This window comes from Sphingosinicella microcystinivorans, assembly GCF_027941835.1.
GTDB lineage: Bacteria > Pseudomonadota > Alphaproteobacteria > Sphingomonadales > Sphingomonadaceae > Sphingosinicella.
This window is the reverse complement of record NZ_CP116005.1, coordinates 3,002,821-3,017,102: the sequence shown is the minus strand read 5'-3', so window position 1 is coordinate 3,017,102 and position 14,282 is coordinate 3,002,821. Positions and strand designations below refer to the sequence as shown.

18 protein-coding genes and 2 tRNA genes are annotated in these 14,282 nt (G+C 65.1%); 14 read left to right on the top strand and 6 right to left on the bottom strand.

Features of this window, described 5'->3' with window-relative positions:
• Nucleotides 1–651: 651 nt before the first annotated feature.
• The 8 genes from PE061_RS14490 to PE061_RS14455 all read left to right on the top strand — a co-directional run bounded on the left by PE061_RS14490 (nt 652) and on the right by PE061_RS14455 (nt 5,429).
• Nucleotides 652–906, top strand: a complete 255-nt coding sequence (locus PE061_RS14490; RefSeq protein ID WP_271255957.1) for a hypothetical protein — start codon at nt 652–654, stop codon at nt 904–906.
• Between the two features lie 23 nt (nt 907–929).
• On the top strand, nt 930–1,988 hold the full coding sequence (locus PE061_RS14485) for a hypothetical protein (RefSeq protein WP_271255956.1): 1,059 nt from the start codon (nt 930–932) through the stop codon (nt 1,986–1,988).
• A 27-nt stretch (nt 1,989–2,015) separates the two neighbouring features.
• The gene (locus PE061_RS14480) at nt 2,016–2,186 is read left to right on the top strand and encodes a hypothetical protein (protein ID WP_271255955.1); all 171 of its coding nucleotides are present in this window, start codon (nt 2,016–2,018) and stop codon (nt 2,184–2,186) included.
• An 85-nt stretch (nt 2,187–2,271) separates the two neighbouring features.
• Nucleotides 2,272–2,484, top strand: a complete 213-nt coding sequence (locus PE061_RS14475) for a hypothetical protein (RefSeq protein ID WP_271255954.1) — start codon at nt 2,272–2,274, stop codon at nt 2,482–2,484.
• On the top strand, nt 2,481–2,708 hold the full coding sequence (locus tag PE061_RS14470) for a hypothetical protein (RefSeq protein WP_271255953.1): 228 nt from the start codon (nt 2,481–2,483) through the stop codon (nt 2,706–2,708). Before PE061_RS14475 ends, PE061_RS14470 begins: the two co-directional genes overlap by 4 nt.
• Complete coding sequence (locus PE061_RS14465) at nt 2,708–4,510, top strand: hypothetical protein (protein WP_271255952.1); 1,803 nt, start codon at nt 2,708–2,710, stop codon at nt 4,508–4,510. Before PE061_RS14470 ends, PE061_RS14465 begins: the two co-directional genes overlap by 1 nt.
• Nucleotides 4,511–4,797: 287 nt before the next feature.
• The gene (locus PE061_RS14460) at nt 4,798–5,166 is read left to right on the top strand and encodes a hypothetical protein (protein ID WP_271255951.1); all 369 of its coding nucleotides are present in this window, start codon (nt 4,798–4,800) and stop codon (nt 5,164–5,166) included.
• Complete coding sequence (locus PE061_RS14455; protein WP_271255950.1) at nt 5,163–5,429, top strand: hypothetical protein; 267 nt, start codon at nt 5,163–5,165, stop codon at nt 5,427–5,429. The genes PE061_RS14460 and PE061_RS14455 overlap by 4 nt, the downstream gene beginning before the upstream one ends.
• 116 nt (nt 5,430–5,545) lie before the next feature.
• Here the strand turns inward: PE061_RS14455 and PE061_RS14450 are convergent.
• From PE061_RS14450 to PE061_RS14440, 3 genes are all read right to left on the bottom strand, one after another.
• Nucleotides 5,546–5,622: transfer RNA gene (locus PE061_RS14450), tRNA-Arg, on the bottom strand.
• 27 nt (nt 5,623–5,649) lie between these two features.
• Nucleotides 5,650–5,928, bottom strand: coding sequence for an ETC complex I subunit (locus tag PE061_RS14445; protein WP_271255949.1), 279 nt, complete (start codon nt 5,926–5,928; stop codon nt 5,650–5,652).
• Nucleotides 5,929–5,997: 69 nt separating this feature from the next.
• Nucleotides 5,998–7,014: a polyprenyl synthetase family protein gene (locus tag PE061_RS14440; RefSeq protein WP_271255948.1), complete on the bottom strand. Its 1,017-nt coding sequence runs from the start codon at nt 7,012–7,014 to the stop codon at nt 5,998–6,000.
• 114 nt (nt 7,015–7,128) lie between these two features.
• On the opposite strand from PE061_RS14440, the gene PE061_RS14435 reads away from it, so the two are divergent.
• Nucleotides 7,129–7,437, top strand: coding sequence for a chorismate mutase (locus tag PE061_RS14435; RefSeq protein WP_271255947.1), 309 nt, complete (start codon nt 7,129–7,131; stop codon nt 7,435–7,437).
• A 73-nt stretch (nt 7,438–7,510) separates the two neighbouring features.
• A tRNA-Ala gene (locus PE061_RS14430) sits at nt 7,511–7,586 on the top strand.
• 23 nt (nt 7,587–7,609) lie between these two features.
• Here PE061_RS14430 and PE061_RS14425 read toward each other — a convergent pair.
• Both PE061_RS14425 and PE061_RS14420 read right to left on the bottom strand, forming a co-directional pair.
• Nucleotides 7,610–8,422, bottom strand: a complete 813-nt coding sequence (locus tag PE061_RS14425; protein ID WP_271255946.1) for a phytanoyl-CoA dioxygenase family protein — start codon at nt 8,420–8,422, stop codon at nt 7,610–7,612.
• Nucleotide 8,423: 1 nt separating this feature from the next.
• Nucleotides 8,424–9,017 carry a DUF4126 domain-containing protein gene (locus PE061_RS14420; RefSeq protein ID WP_271255945.1) on the bottom strand — a complete coding sequence of 198 codons (594 nt, stop codon included), beginning with the start codon at nt 9,015–9,017 and terminating at the stop codon, nt 8,424–8,426.
• Between the two features lie 65 nt (nt 9,018–9,082).
• Between PE061_RS14420 and PE061_RS14415 the strand changes: the two genes are divergently transcribed.
• Complete coding sequence (locus PE061_RS14415) at nt 9,083–9,862, top strand: NUDIX hydrolase (protein ID WP_271255944.1); 780 nt, start codon at nt 9,083–9,085, stop codon at nt 9,860–9,862.
• Nucleotides 9,863–9,869: 7 nt separating this feature from the next.
• Here the strand turns inward: PE061_RS14415 and PE061_RS14410 are convergent, their stop codons facing one another.
• On the bottom strand, nt 9,870–10,700 hold the full coding sequence (locus PE061_RS14410; protein WP_271255943.1) for a class I mannose-6-phosphate isomerase: 831 nt from the start codon (nt 10,698–10,700) through the stop codon (nt 9,870–9,872).
• Nucleotides 10,701–10,963: 263 nt separating this feature from the next.
• Between PE061_RS14410 and PE061_RS14405 the strand changes: the two genes are divergently transcribed.
• From PE061_RS14405 to PE061_RS14395, 3 genes are all read left to right on the top strand, one after another.
• A complete protein-coding gene (locus tag PE061_RS14405) occupies nt 10,964–12,040 on the top strand; it encodes a hypothetical protein (protein WP_271255942.1) in 1,077 nt (358 codons plus the stop codon).
• A gap of 169 nt (nt 12,041–12,209) precedes the next feature.
• A complete protein-coding gene (locus PE061_RS14400) occupies nt 12,210–13,346 on the top strand; it encodes a sensor histidine kinase (RefSeq protein WP_271255941.1) in 1,137 nt (378 codons plus the stop codon).
• Nucleotides 13,339–14,076, top strand: a complete 738-nt coding sequence (locus PE061_RS14395) for a LytR/AlgR family response regulator transcription factor (RefSeq protein ID WP_271255940.1) — start codon at nt 13,339–13,341, stop codon at nt 14,074–14,076. The genes PE061_RS14400 and PE061_RS14395 overlap by 8 nt, the downstream gene beginning before the upstream one ends.
• Nucleotides 14,077–14,282: the final 206 nt, after the last annotated feature.

The following is a 14,282-nucleotide window of genomic DNA, read 5'->3' as shown; positions in this document are numbered from 1 at the left end:
GCCTCGCCCCACCTCTATAGGTGGGCGGGGCAAAGTGGTGAGGCGCCGCCTCACTTCACGGCCGCAAGGTGGGGCAAATAACCGGCCGCACAACCGCAAGTTGAAAATCCATTCGGTTTGCAAATTTAATTCGCCTGCGCAAAAAAAGACCTTCCCACCCGGTTTACGCGAACGCGTCGCCGGGATTTCCGGAAGCGCCCCCCTCGGGGGTATCGGGGAAACCCGGCTGCACCGATCGGGAAACCGACGCGGACCTGCGCGAGGCATAAATCGTAACATTGGCAGCATCGGCCGTGACATCAGCGCTGGGGGCACGGCCGGGAAATATCAGCCGCGCACCGGGGAAACCGACGCGGGCCAGAATCTTTCGCAAAGCCAAATTAAAATCCTGAAATGCTCAATGTGGTTTCGCAGTGCGCGTTTGCAAATTGACGTTCTGAGATGTCCAATATGCAAGATTGGCCCGCGGGGGGCGCGGCCTCAAAATCTGCGGCCTCGATGCGGGAAACCGGCGAGGACCCATCCTTTCATCGCTAACACAGGAATTTTGGCATCGCGCGCGCGCGCGTGCGTGTATGAGAAAACTTTTCTCAGGGCGATTAGGGCAAGAAAGGTTCCCCGCCGGTTTCCCCGGTGCGGGCGTAGGATTTCATGAGTGGCGCCCGCGCATCTGCCGCAGATCGCCAGCGCCGGTTCCGCAAGCGCCAGCGTTACGGCCTGCGCTCTATACGCGTCGAAGTCGACGAGCACCGGACGTTCGCGCTGCTCATCGCCGCCGGGTATCTTTCCGAGACCGACGATCCCGATGCCCTCACCGCAGGGCTGGAGCGCATGATTGGCGATCTTCAGATCGTGGATGAAAAAACCGTAACGCCGTTACTCTCTCCTGCCCGGGCGGCGCGGTAGAATCGCTGCCGAAAGGATCTCTCATGCTCGCAGCAATCCCCTCACGTACCCGCAGCCGCACCCTCGAATCCGCGCTCGTCGCGCTCGTCGTCGGTGCGTCGAAAAACGACGGCCGTTCGCTTGCCGAACGCGCGCTCGACGTTTTCCAGAAAGACAAGGCGGTCGCGGCCGTCGTCACACGCGCTACCGCACCGCTCGGCACGACCGCCGACAGCGGTTTCGCCGCCGAGATTTCGCAAAGCCTCGTCGGTGATTTCCTCGAATCGCTTGCCCCGCATTCGGCCGCGGCAGCACTGATCGCGGCTGGCCTTTCCGTGCCGCTCGGCGCTGCGAAGGAGCAGAAGTTTCCGCAGCGCACCGGAGCGCCGTCGACCGACGTTCACTGGATCGGCGAGGGCCAGCCCATTCCCGTCCGCAGCTACGCGCTGAACGACGATTGCGAGATCAGCCCCCGCAAGTTCGGGTTTATCGCCGCGCTCTCACGCGAGGCCGCAAGGCGCGCATCCGGCGAGCGTGTCGTTCGTCGTCTCATCCGCGAGGATGCGGCGGCCAGCCTCGATGCGGCCTATTTCAGCACCGACGCCGGCACGGACACCGTGCACGCCGGCCTGCTGAACGGCGTTGCGCCGATTGACGGCTATCCCGGCGGCGACCGCTTCGCCATCGAGTCCGACTTCGCGGCGCTCTCCGATGCCGTTGCGGATGGCGGCTCAGGCCAGGTCATGTTCATCACGTCCCCCAAGCGCGCGGCCCGGCTTTACATTGTCGCACCCGATCTTGCCCGGTCCCTGACCGTCCTTCCGTCGCTGGCGGTTGCTGACACCACGATCATCGCGGCCGATCCGTCTTCGATCCTGCACGCGTTCGGCGACGACTTCGACCTCGACGCGAGCCTCGAGGCGGTCCTTCACATGGAGGACGAAACCCCGCTGGAAATCGTCAGCTCTACCGGCCCGGCAACCGCCGACCCGGTACGCTCGCTCTGGCAGACCGACGCGGTTGCGCTCCGGCTTCTCGTCGACGTCGCGTTCGCCCCGCGTCGTGCTGGCGCCGTCGCGCATGTGACGGGGGCGAGCTGGTGAGCGCCGTGGAAGCGAAGGGAGGCCGACATGCTTGACCTGACTGCTATCGCGGAGTCGACGGCCACCGTTATTCGTGAGGCGATTGCCCCGCTCACTGCGCGGATCGACGCGCTGGAGAAGGAAATCGAGCGCATGGCCCGCCTTGCCGATATCGAGAAACGACTCTCCGGGATCGAATCGAAACAGGCGAAGAAATGATGGGCGGACTGCTCATCCGGGCGGTGGCGGCTTGCTCCTCTGTCGCCGCCCAACTTTCTGAGGAAGCGCGATGCACGCGATAAGCATGTTCAAAGGCGACGAGCCGCTGATGCGGACCATGATCGACACGATCGACGCGGCGGTTCGTCAGCACGGCCGGAAGGCTGCGCTGTTCGCCATCTGTGCGAGTGCCATGCGGGCCTTGCCGCATTACGAGCGCATCGAAGTCATCGAGACGCTGCGCCAGATGGCGAACGATCTGGAAGCGGCCACGCACACGACGGAGCGCGTCGCATGAACCTGCACGAGCAGATGGTCGCGGACCCGCGATACGAACTGAGCAGCGTCGCTATGGCGCTCGCCGTGCGGAATCTGCTGTCTGAGGCAGGCCCGACAATCTCGCTTGTCGCCGTGGCGTCTGGAGCGACCATCGCACTTCGCCAGTACCGGGCAACGGACGTAGCTGCATTCCTGCGCCAGATGGCGGATGGCATCGACCTCGGTCAAGGAAGGGGCCACTGATGGCAACAAAAATTGGCTCTGTTGTCATCGACATTGAGGCGAAGGTCACAAAGCTGGAAGCCGACCTCGCGAAGGCGAACCGGACGCTTTCGCGTTTCGACAAGGATGCGCGCACGATCGGTGGGCGTGTCGAGGGCGCGTTCAAAAAGATCGGCAGTGCCGCAACCGTGATGACGAACACCCTCGCGGGTTTCGCAGCAGGCATCGGCGTTGGGCTTCTACAGGGCGGCGCCAAGGCGATTCTGGACTTCGCCGATGACCTCGCAACGGCAGCGGATCAGGCGAACATTTCGGTCGAGCGGTTCCAGACACTCAAGGGTGCGTTCCGCAGTCTCGAAGTCGATGCGACGACCTACGAGAAGATCCTCCAAAAGTTGATCACGGCCCAAGGCGACGTGGCGTCCGGCGCGGAGAACGCCGCGACCAAGGCGCTAGACAAGCTCGGAATCAGCGCGAAAATTCTGTCGGGCGAGATCGTGACGACAGACCAGACGATCGACGCCTTGGCGCAGTCTCTCGGCGATATTGATAGCCCGGCCAAGCGAGCATCAATCGCGGCTGACCTCGTTTCCGCGAAGTTCGGCACCCAGCTCGCGGCGGCGCTCGGCGATGGCGGCAAGGCGTTGAAGCAGGCCGAAACGGACTTTCGAAGCGCGGGCAAGGTCATCGACACCGAGATGGTCGCGAAGCTCGCCGATGCCAATGAAAAGTGGGATCTGCTCGTCGAGGCCATCCAGACCAAGTCCGTCATCCTCGCCGCCGATGCGATCACGGCTTTCGAGGCGATCGGGAACGCTGCCGGAAAGCTCTGGGACAAATACTGGGCTGCGCAGGCGAATTTCGTTCTGAACAATTCCTGGCTCTATGACGACAAAACCCTGCAAGGCGCGCAGGACGAGCTGATTCGGCAACACCGAAAGATGCTTGACCAGATCGAAGCCGACCAGAAGCGGACGGCGGCGAGGCTTGCATCCGTGAACCTTACCGGCCTCGACTGGATCAGCGGTCGCACCCGGGTCAGGCTCGACCCCAAAGACCCGAATCCCACGCGCTCAACAGGCGTGAGGGCCGCCAAAGGCATCTTCGACGACTTCGCGGTTGGAGACATTGACGGCTATCTGGCCGATCTGGACGCAAGCGCAAAGCGCGCCACCGCCACGCTGGAGCGAATGGGGCGCCCGCTGTCCGACATCGTGGCAGAGATCGACGCCGCGAATGCCGCGAACTTTCAGCCCCTCATCGACTCCCTGCAACGCGCGGGCGAACGCATGGAGTACATGCGGGAGCAGGCAGTCGGCGCGCTCGGCGATGCGCTTGAAGACCTGACGTTCAGTGCCGGTAAGAACCTCGACGACATCGGGAAATGGTTTGCCCGTCTTGCCGTGCGGATGCTGGTGATCGAACCTATCCTCGACAGGATGCGTGCCAAGATGGAGGCGTTGAGCGCTTCGGGCAGTGGCGGCACGGGCCTTGGGGGTCTGTTCAATACAATCGTCTCCTCAATCGGCTCAATCTTCGGCGGCGGTCGCGCCTTCGGCGGTTCAGTCGACGCAGGGACAACCTATCTCGTCGGCGAGCGTGGACCGGAATACTTCACGCCGAACGTCGGCGGCATGGTCACGCCCGCCAATGACGTGGGCGGCGGCCTGACCCGCGTTGAGATCGTGCCGTCGCAATACTTCGATGCCCGCGTGCAGCAGATTTCGGGGCAGACTGTCGCACGGGCCGCTCCGGCAATCGTTCAAGGTTCTGTCGCCACCGTCCGCAACGGCCTCCGCCGCAACCGGAAGTATCTCGGCTGATGGCAGTGCTTACAGGCTATTTGCCCGATAGCCCCTTCTCCACCAGCCTGCGGATAGCTTCCGGCCGCGTAGGCTTGTCCGGCTGATCCTCGCGCCATGCGTCTACGGCCTCGATCAATGAAGGCTCGGCGCGCAGATGAACAGAAATCGCGCCAGTCGATGGGCGCCCCCTTTTTCCGGTACGAGATATTGCGTCAGGCATAAATATCACGTACTAGAAAATCGAGCCGAGCGAAAGCACCACCTTCCACCCGGCTCTGACCGAAACCGCATGAAAGGATGCGATAATGGCTGATTCCAGCATACGGGCGGCGTGCGCCCGAACCAATACCAATGACGACATCTCCAGCGAATACAAGCTGCTAGAAGCCTATCAGGAGGGGCGCCTGACCCGCGACGAACTCGTGGCCCGTCTCACCGAAGGGCGTATCCGCTCCATAGGCATCAACAACTATCGGCCTTTCGCAAGCTTTGGAGGTGCTGGCTTCGTCGAGAGGATTGTCTGCCCCGCCAGCGGGATTCTTAGTGTTCTGACGAGCTACCTTGCCGATGGTGGAAAGCCCGATGTCGACGATGCCGCCGACGTGATCGACGGGGTGCAGATACTTCTCTGCCTGCTGCGTTTCCACGATGAAGTGCGGGAGGCCGGACAATGACCCGCCCAACAATCCTGGACCACATCGCGACCGCTGAAGCGCTCGGACGCTTCCACCGGTGCGCTGTGGGTGTTCTCGGCCTTGCCTTGGAGAATGATCTACTGGACTGCGTTCATGAAGACCCGCGCATGGAGGATTCACGGGAGGAATTGCGGGCACTTATTGACGGCCTGCTTCTTGCCGCCAACGGCATCGATGCCCGGTATGCCATATCTGGAGACCTGCGCCGCGAAGTCGAGGCTGTCATCAAGAATGACGCCTGAATACCTAACCCACCACCCGAACACAGCGCCTGGCCTCAGTGCCGGGCGTTTTGTTACCTATGCGTTACCTGAAAGCCACATGGTCAATTTAGGAAACTGCTAAGTGTCTGAAAATATGGCGCGCCCGGCAGGATTCGAACCTGCGACCCCAAGCTTAGAAGGCTCGTGCTCTATCCGGCTGAGCTACGGGCGCACGCACGCGCCTTAGCGCAAATGCGCGCTATTTGAAATTGTCGGCGTAGGCCTGGATTTTCAGGCGGTGCGTGCGCGGCGGCAGCACGGTGTAGGCGAGGCCTTCCCGCTCCGCATAGGCCCTGGCCGCGTCCGCGCTGTCGAAACGCAGCCTCAGCTGGCGGCGCGTGTCGGCCGAGCCCGCCCAGCCGGTGAGCGGATCGGGGCGCTGCGGGTCCGCGCGCTCGAACTCCAGCACCCACTCCTCGGTGTGCGCCTTGCCGCTCTGCATCGCGTTCTTGGGGCGCTGGTAGATCCGGGCTGCCATCCGTCCTCGTCCTTCCGAAACCTTGGCTTGCGCCGCCAATGGCGCAGCCGCGTGCCGTGCGTCAAGCCGTCAGAATGCGCGGGCGATCGCGAAGCGGACGGTTTCGGTGAGCGCCGTCTTCGCGCTGCTCGCGGGCATGTCGGCGATCGCGTCGATGGCGAGTTCGCCGTAGTGCCGCGCACGCGCCAGCGTATCGGCGATCGAGCCGGAGGTCTTCAGCCGCTCGATCGCCTCGGCGAGATCGGCGTCGGACTTGCGCCGCCCTTCCATCGCGTCGCGCCAGAACTGCCGTTCCTCGTCGCCGCCGCGCCGGTAGGCGAGGATCACCGGCAGCGTCAATTTGCCTTCGCGGAAGTCGTCGCCCTGCCCCTTGCCCATGGTTTCGGCGTCGGACATGTAGTCGATGGCGTCGTCGACGAGCTGGAAGGCGATGCCGAGATTGCGGCCATAGCTTTCGAGCGCCGCCTCGCAAGCCTCGTCGCGCTCCGCCACCACGGCCGCGATCTGGCAGGCGGCGGCGAACAGCACCGCCGTCTTCGCGGTGATGACCTGAAGATATTTTTCCTCGCTCGTCTCGATCTGCCGCGCGACCATCAACTGGTCGACCTCGCCCTGCGCGATCACCGCCGAGGCGTTCGACAGGATCTTGAGCACGCGCAGGGAGCCGTCCTCGACCATCAGCTCGAAGGCCCGGCTGAACAGGAAGTCGCCGACCAGCACGGTCGCCTGATTGCCCCAGATGAGGTTCGCGGCCTTCTTGCCGCGCCGGAGGTCCGAGCCGTCCACCACGTCGTCATGGAGCAGCGTCGCGGTGTGGATGAACTCGACGCTCGCCGCGAGCTTGTGGTGCCGCTCGCCGGAGTAGCCGAGCAGCCGCGCGCTCGCGAGCGTCAGCATCGGGCGCAGCCGCTTGCCGCCGCCGGAGATCAGGTGCCCCGCAAGCGCCGGGATCACCGCCACCGGGCTCTGCATCCGGTCGAGGATGATCTGGTTGACCGCGTTCATTTCGGGCGCCACGAGCTGCATCAGCCCGTCGATGGACGGCGCGGGCTCCGCCGGGTTCAACCTGTGGATGGTAGCGCTCACGACTCTGACCTGTTTCCTCGCGTTTGCGGGCTACCCCGCGTTCATGCGTCCATGCTACATCCACGGCGTCTTGTCACCGCGCCACTTCGACGCGCCGACCATTTGGGGAGCCTGATGACCGACGACCGCACCGATGACCGCGCCGATCGCCTCGCCGCCTACCGCAGCAGCATCGACAACATCGACGCGGCGCTGATCCACATGCTCGCCGAGCGCTTCAAGATCACGCAGGCGGTGGGCGAATACAAGGCCGCCGCCGGGCTCCCGCCCGCCGACCCCGAACGCGAAGCCCGCCAGATCGCGCGTCTCCGCAAGCTCGCCGCCGATGCAAGGCTCGACGAGGAACTCGCCGAAAAGTTCCTGCGCTTCATCATCGACGAGGTGATCCGCCACCACGAGCGCATCAAGAAGCAACAGGCCTGAAGCGGTTTTTCGCGGGCCGCGCAAACCCCGTTGCATCGGCGGGGAGGCATCGCTATAGAGCGCCGTCCGGAGCGGGGCTGTAGCTCAGATGGGAGAGCGCTGCAATCGCACTGCAGAGGTCAGGGGTTCGATTCCCCTCAGCTCCACCAATCCGGATTTTCCTTTATTCCCATCAGTCTAGATAGTGCGGCTCAGACCGCTTGTGAAGCTGTTCGTAGTGGACGAGCGCCGGTTCGGGACCGAGCGGGACCGGCTCGCCGCCCCGGAACGCCCACTCGCCCCGGTCACAATCCGCCGCGCGCACGTAGCCGTTGATATAGAAGCGCCGGTAGTGACCGGCCCGGTTCGTGCCCGAGCCGTGCACCAGATAGGGACTCCAGATCGCAAGGTCGCCGGGTTCGAGGTCGAGGTCGATGAGCCCTTCCGGATCGAGGCCGAGCGCGACGAGCGCCTCTTCGGCGGCGGCATTGTCCATCACGGCGCCCGCCACTTCCATGTCGAGCGCGCCGAGCCGGTGGCTGCCCGGCAGGATCCGCATCCCGCCCGAGCGGGCATTGTGCGGATCGACCGCAAGCCCCGTCTGCACATAGCTGGCGCCGAGATTGCGGTAGGCGTCCGGCGGCCGCCGGAAGCGCGAGTCCTGATGAAAGGCGAAATCGCCCTTCCCGCCCGGCCGCTTCCAGTGGATCTGGTTGATGATCTGCTTGATGTCGTCGCCGATCATGTCCCGAAGCAGCGATGCGAAACGCGGGTCGGTGCGCACGTCGCTCAGCACGTCGCTGCGCCACGACGGCCACTGCGCCATGCGCACCTCGCCGTCCGCGACCTTGTAGAAGAGATTGCCGTGCCGGAAGCTGCGCCCGTGCGCGACGGCTTCGGCGTGCACTTTGTCGATCGCCGCGCCGATCCGCGCGATCTCGGCAGGCGGAAAGAACCGCCGGACGATCGCGTAACCGTCCCGCGCATAATCCTCGATGAGCATCATTTCAGAGTTTCCGCAGCACCACGTCGATGCGTTTCAGGATACGCCAGCTCACGTAAAGAAGGAGTAAGGTCACCGCGAGAAGCGACACGGCGACGATCCCGGCGAGCACCGGATCGACGAGCGTGAGCGTCAATCCCCCGATGGCGAGCACGTCCTCCACGCCCGAAACGATCACGTTCGAGAACGGCTCCGGGCTTGCGTTCACGACCGCGCGGCCGCTCGCCTTCGCGCTGTGGCTGACGAACGCCGCGCCGCCGCCGAGCAGGAACGCCGCCACCTGCCATGCCGGATCGCCGGCATCGACGACGGCGAGCGCGATGAGCGCGCCGCCGAGCGGCCGGATCGCCGTGTGGATCGCATCCCAGATGCTGTCGAGCCACGCGATCTTGTCGGCGAAGAACTCGGCGACGAGACCGATCGCGGCGATGCCGATCACCCACGGGCTGGCGAAGACATCGAGGCTTTGAAGATGCTGCGGCAGGTCAAGGAGGCCGGAACGCATCGCGAGCCCCGCCGCGAACACCGTCGCATAGAGCCTCCATCCCGCGAGCAGACTGAGGCTGGCGGCGACACCGAGCAGTTCGATCGGGCCCATGGCGCGAGAAAATGATAGGCATCGCCCCGCTTGGCAAGCGCGCATTGCGGGTCCACATACGCGGCATGTCTACACCGAACGCCGATGTCATGCCCGCCGCGACGCTGATCCTTCTGCGCGAAGGATACAGTGCGCCCGAAATCTTCATGCAGACCCGCGCGCAGACGATGGGCTTCGCGGCGGGGATGATCGCCTTCCCGGGCGGCAAGGTGGACGCGCGCGACATGGACCTCGCCGCCTCGCGGCTGGTTGCAAGCCGCCACGATCTCGATCTCGCGGAGGTCGCCGCGCGCGTCGCCGCCGTTCGGGAGAGCTTCGAGGAAGCGGGCGTTCTGCTTACGCGCGGGCCGGGGATCGCCGAGCGCGATTTCATCGAAGCGCAGCCCGCGATCGCCGCGCGCGCGCTCGCCTTCTCCGACTTTCTCACACGCCACGATCAGCAGATCGATCTCGACGTGCTAGTCCCGTTCGCGCGCTGGGTGCCGCCGCCCGGTCTTCACGGCAAGCGCTACGACACCCGCTTCTATCTCGCGCGCCTGCCTGAGGGCGCGAGCGCGGGACACGACGGCAACGAGGCGACCACGTCGTGGTGGATCACGCCCGCCGAAGCCATCGCGCGCGCCGATCGCAAGGAGGCGGAGGTGATGTTCCCGACGCGCCGGAACCTCGAACGCCTCGCGCAGTTCGGCAGCATCGAGGCGCTCATCGGCCACGCGGCCGAAACGCCGGTGGTCACAGTGCAGCCCGAGGTCCGCATGTGCGACGACGGCCCCCATCTCTGCATCCCGGAAGGCATCGGCTACCCGGTGACGCGCGAACCGCTGGAGACCGCGCGCCGCGCGTGACCCCGATTCAGAATTCCAGGATCGTCGCGACCTCGCTGCCGGGATAGGCGACGAGGAGATCGCTGCCGGGCACGGCTTCCAGATCGGCATCGCCTTCCACGAGCAGCGTCTCGCCCGACTTCGCGGTGCCTGCACGCCCGTCGATCACGGTGATCCACACGGGACGGCCGCGCGGCGGCCGCAAATGCAGACGCGCGCCGGTGCGCCAGCGCTCGACGACGAATTTGCCGCCCGCCGACAGCAGCGTGCGGCCGCGGCTCAGATCGTGCCGCTCGTCCGAAACAAAGAACGGATGCGCGTTCGAGGCCGCGACACCCTCCTCCAGATGCAGCTCGCGCGGACGCCCGTAGTCGTAGAGCCGGTAGGTGAGATCGACGTTCTGCTGGATCTCGATGATGGTGACTCCGGCGCCGATCGCGTGGACCGTGCCGGCCGGCGAATAGATGAAGTCACCCGCCTTCACCGGCTTCCAGTCGATCAATTGCTCGATCGAACCGTCGATCGCGGCGTCGCGCAATTCCTCCGGCGACAGCGGGCGGACCGTGCCGAGCCCGACCGTGCCGTGCGGTTCGGCGGCAAGCACCAGCCACGCTTCGTCCTTGCCGCGCGAATAGCCCGCGGCGCGTGCAGCATCGTCGTCGGGGTGCACCTGAACGGACAGGCGCTCGCTCGTGAACAGGTACTTGATCAGCAATTCCGGATCGCGTCCGTCGGGAGTCTCGAACCAGATCTCGCCAATCTTTTCATCGTCCTCGGGCACGTCTTCAAAGAACGGTGAGAGATGTCGCCTGCCCCAGGGTTTCGCGATGCGGCGTGTTATCAGCATGGTGACCGTCATCGTTTTCAGCGCCTTCCGTCAGTCATGTTCCGGTTGCGTCCACGAGGGCGGATCGCTTGCCGGAAAACTTTCGTCGAGTTCTATATCAAGCTTCACGTCAGGGTCCTCGGGATCGTTGGATACACCTTCAGAAATCCTGTCTTGCGTTTTGCCATGACTAATTCCATCAAGAATATGGCAATTATTACGCATTATCGGCGCTTTGGTAGTTTCCAAAATTTACGGACATGTTAGCGTCCTCCATCCGTCAATGGGAGATCATGATGGCGAAGAAGAAAGATACCGCAGCGAAGGCAAAGAAACCGAAGAAGGCGAGCCCTGCCAAACCGGCAGCGAAAAAGCCCTCGACCGGTTCCAATACGGATTTCGGCGAACACCTCGCCGCGGCCGGTGCCCAGTTGCAGGCGCGGGCCGAGGCCGTGTTCGCGCAGTGGCTCGATCAGGCGTCGCTGACGCTCCGCAAGAGCGGCGTGCAGACTCTGGTCGACGACATCAAGACGGCCGGCAAGAAACTTCAGAAGGCGGACTCGCGCGCCGGTTTCGAAAAGGTCGCCAAGGAACTCGCAAGCACGGTCGCGAACGAGATCACGAAGTTCGCGGCTTCGACGGCAATCGGTGCAAGGGTCGCCCCGAAGGCGAAGCCGGGTCCGAAGCCGAAGGGCAAACCCGGTCCCAAGCCGAAGGCCGCTGCCGCAAAGCCCGCCGCCGCCAAGCCCGTGGTCGCCGCGCCTGCGAAGCCCAAGGGCAAGCCCGGCCCGAAGCCGAAGGCCGCCGCCGCGAAGACGGCCGTGAAGGTGCCCGCCAAGCCGAAGGGCAAACCGGGTCCGAAGCCGAAAGCCGCTGCTGCGAAACCGGCGGCTGCGCCTGCAAAGGCGAAGGGCAAGCCCGGTCCCAAGCCGAAGGCGAAGCCTGTTGCCAAGGCGGCCGCCAAGCCTGCCGCGAAGGCCGCGGTAAAGGCCCCGGCAAAGGCTGCGGCGAAGCCGAAAGCGAAGCCGGCTCCGAAGGCCGCTGCGCCCGCGAAGCCGGCGGCCGCGCCTGCCGCGCCGTCGGTGTCGGCCCCCGCGAAGCCGAAGGGCAAGCCCGGTCCCAAGCCGAAGGCCGCTGCACCGAAGCCGGCCGTGAAGGCGCCCGCCAAGCCCAAGGGCAAGCCGGGTCCGAAGCCGAAAGCCGCTGCCGCCGCACCGAAGCCTGCGGTGAACGGCGCCGCTGCTCCGGCCGCGGCGAAGGCGAAACCGGGTCCGAAGCCGAAGGCGGCGCCCGCGAAGCCGGCGGCCCCTGCGGGGCTGACGCCGCGCCGCCGCGGACCGCGTCCGTCGTCGCGGCCCGCGCCGAAGAAGTAAGCGTTAAAAAGAGAATGGCCCGGCGCGTTTCGTATCCACGACGCGCCGGGCTTTTCTTTTGCCCCGGGGACTTTTACCGGCCTATTTCCTGCGAAGCGGCCATGCGCTTCGACGAAGGGCGCTCCCGCCCCCGCGCAATCCTCGCGGGGATGCGCTATCATGGGGGTCAATGAACAGGTCGTTGCTCCAGGGCGTGCTCGCCAACGATTCGGCACGCACAGCCATCCAGTCGATCTTCGGCTTCTGGCTTTTCTATTTCCTCATCGTCACCCTGCGCGCGTTCGCGCTCGGCTTCGAAGAACTGCTCCCGATGGCAGGGCGCCGCGCCGTGGTCACGATCATCGGCATGGCGATCAGCTGGGCGCTCTACCTGGCGCTGGCCCCGCTCGAGAAGGCGCCCCTGCGCAGGCGCGCGCTGATGATGTTCCTGCTCTGCGTGCCCGCCGCGGCGCTGTTCACCACGTTCAACTTCTATGCCTTCTACGTCTACGAGCCGCTGCCCTCCGTCGCCGAGGATTTCGCGCACAAGGAGCGTTCGCTCGCCATGCTGCTGGCGATCATCTTCGAAGGCACGGTGACGTGGTTCTTCTTCTTCGCGGCGTGGGCGGCGTTCCACCTTGCGCTCGGCTATGCCGCCGATGCCGCGAACGCCGAGCGCCGCGCCGCCGCCTTCCGCGAGGAGGCACAGGCCGCGCAGCTGCGCGCGCTGCGCTATCAGATCAACCCGCATTTCCTGTTCAACACGCTCAACTCGCTGTCGTCGCTCGTGCTGCGCAACCGCAACGAGGAAGCGGAGAAGATGATCCTGAACCTCTCGACGTTCTTCCGTGCGAGCCTCACCAGCGATCCGACCGAGGACATTCCGCTCGCCGACGAACTCGAACAGCAGCGCCTCTATCTCGAAGTGGAGCGCGCCCGCTTCGGCGACCGTCTCGAATTCGCCTTCGACATCGACCCTGAAGCCGCACGGCAACGGGTGCCGAGCCTGATCCTCCAGCCGCTGGTCGAGAACGCCGTAAAATATGCGGTGTCGCCTTCGAACGCGCCGGTGTGCATCCGCGTGAAGGCGAGTCTGCACGACGCAATGCTGCATATCGTCGTGGAGGACGACGGCGCGTTCGCGGCGCCGCAGGCGCAGGTGGACGGCACCGGCACCGGCCTCAACAACGTTCGCAACCGGCTGCGCGCGCGCTTCGGCGATGCCGCCGCGTTCAAGGCGGGTCCGTGGCCGGGCGGCGGCTTCCGCGTCGACATCGCAATTCCCGTGAAGCGCCCCATGCCAAGCCCGGTGATCTCCCATGCCTGACAGCCCGCTCCGCACGCTCGTCGTCGATGACGAAGCGATGGCGATCGAACGTATGCAGGTGCTGCTGTCGCGGTTCGAGGGCGTCAACCTCGTCGGCACGGCGAGCACCGGCGGGCAGGCGCTGCGCCTGATCGAGGCGCTCGCGCCCGATCTCCTGCTGCTCGACATCTCGATGCCGGGGCTCGACGGCATCGGCGTCGCGCAGGCGGTCCAGCGCCTGCCGCAGCGCCCCGCCGTGGTGTTCGTCACCGCCTTCGATCAATACGCCGTCACTGCGTTCGATGTCGCCGCCGCCGACTATCTGCTGAAGCCGGTGGATCCCGACCGCCTCGGCAAGGCGCTGGCGCGCGTGCGGGAGCTGCGCGCGAACGCACCGGCGAGCCCTGCGGAGGACGACGGCTACGTCAGGGAGTTCTGGGTTCCACACCGCTCGGAGATCGTCCGCGTCGATGTCGAGGCCATCGAGATGATCGAGGCCGAGCGCGACTACATGCGCCTGCACACCGCGGACCGCTCGTTCCTGCTTCACCAGACGATCAAGGAACTCGAACGGCGGCTGGACCCGGATCGCTTCATCCGCATCCACCGTTCCAAGATCATCCGGCGCGACCGCATCAGGGGTCTCGTCCATCTCGGCTACGGCGTGTGGTCGGTCGATCTCGGCGACGGCGGCGATCACCGCATCGGCCGCACCTATCTCTCCGACGTGAAGCGCATCACCGGCAAATAGAAAAGGGGAGCGCGATCGGCACTCCCCCAAAAAAGAAGGCGATAATGCCGCTTGCAAACACGCTGCATGGTTGACGGCTCCCGCCGACCCACACACCCGTCATACCGGCGCAGGCCGGTATCCATGCGACCGTGGTATGGATACCGGCCTGCGCCGGTATGACGATGGGACTATGTCCGTTTCCCCGTCCATCGCAGGCTTTCAGA

Coding starts and splice junctions, on each gene's coding strand:
- PE061_RS14490 (WP_271255957.1), top strand. CDS start 652: ATGAGTGGCGCCCGCGCATCTGCCGCAGATCGCCAGCGCCGGTTCCGC.
- PE061_RS14485 (WP_271255956.1), top strand. CDS start 930: ATGCTCGCAGCAATCCCCTCACGTACCCGCAGCCGCACCCTCGAATCC.
- PE061_RS14480 (WP_271255955.1), top strand. CDS start 2,016: ATGCTTGACCTGACTGCTATCGCGGAGTCGACGGCCACCGTTATTCGT.
- PE061_RS14475 (WP_271255954.1), top strand. CDS start 2,272: ATGTTCAAAGGCGACGAGCCGCTGATGCGGACCATGATCGACACGATC.
- PE061_RS14470 (WP_271255953.1), top strand. CDS start 2,481: ATGAACCTGCACGAGCAGATGGTCGCGGACCCGCGATACGAACTGAGC.
- PE061_RS14465 (WP_271255952.1), top strand. CDS start 2,708: ATGGCAACAAAAATTGGCTCTGTTGTCATCGACATTGAGGCGAAGGTC.
- PE061_RS14460 (WP_271255951.1), top strand. CDS start 4,798: ATGGCTGATTCCAGCATACGGGCGGCGTGCGCCCGAACCAATACCAAT.
- PE061_RS14455 (WP_271255950.1), top strand. CDS start 5,163: ATGACCCGCCCAACAATCCTGGACCACATCGCGACCGCTGAAGCGCTC.
- PE061_RS14445 (WP_271255949.1), bottom strand. CDS start 5,928: ATGGCAGCCCGGATCTACCAGCGCCCCAAGAACGCGATGCAGAGCGGC.
- PE061_RS14435 (WP_271255947.1), top strand. CDS start 7,129: ATGACCGACGACCGCACCGATGACCGCGCCGATCGCCTCGCCGCCTAC.
- PE061_RS14425 (WP_271255946.1), bottom strand. CDS start 8,422: ATGATGCTCATCGAGGATTATGCGCGGGACGGTTACGCGATCGTCCGG.
- PE061_RS14420 (WP_271255945.1), bottom strand. CDS start 9,017: ATGGGCCCGATCGAACTGCTCGGTGTCGCCGCCAGCCTCAGTCTGCTC.
- PE061_RS14415 (WP_271255944.1), top strand. CDS start 9,083: ATGTCTACACCGAACGCCGATGTCATGCCCGCCGCGACGCTGATCCTT.
- PE061_RS14410 (WP_271255943.1), bottom strand. CDS start 10,700: ATGACGGTCACCATGCTGATAACACGCCGCATCGCGAAACCCTGGGGC.
- PE061_RS14405 (WP_271255942.1), top strand. CDS start 10,964: ATGGCGAAGAAGAAAGATACCGCAGCGAAGGCAAAGAAACCGAAGAAG.
- PE061_RS14400 (WP_271255941.1), top strand. CDS start 12,210: ATGAACAGGTCGTTGCTCCAGGGCGTGCTCGCCAACGATTCGGCACGC.
- PE061_RS14395 (WP_271255940.1), top strand. CDS start 13,339: ATGCCTGACAGCCCGCTCCGCACGCTCGTCGTCGATGACGAAGCGATG.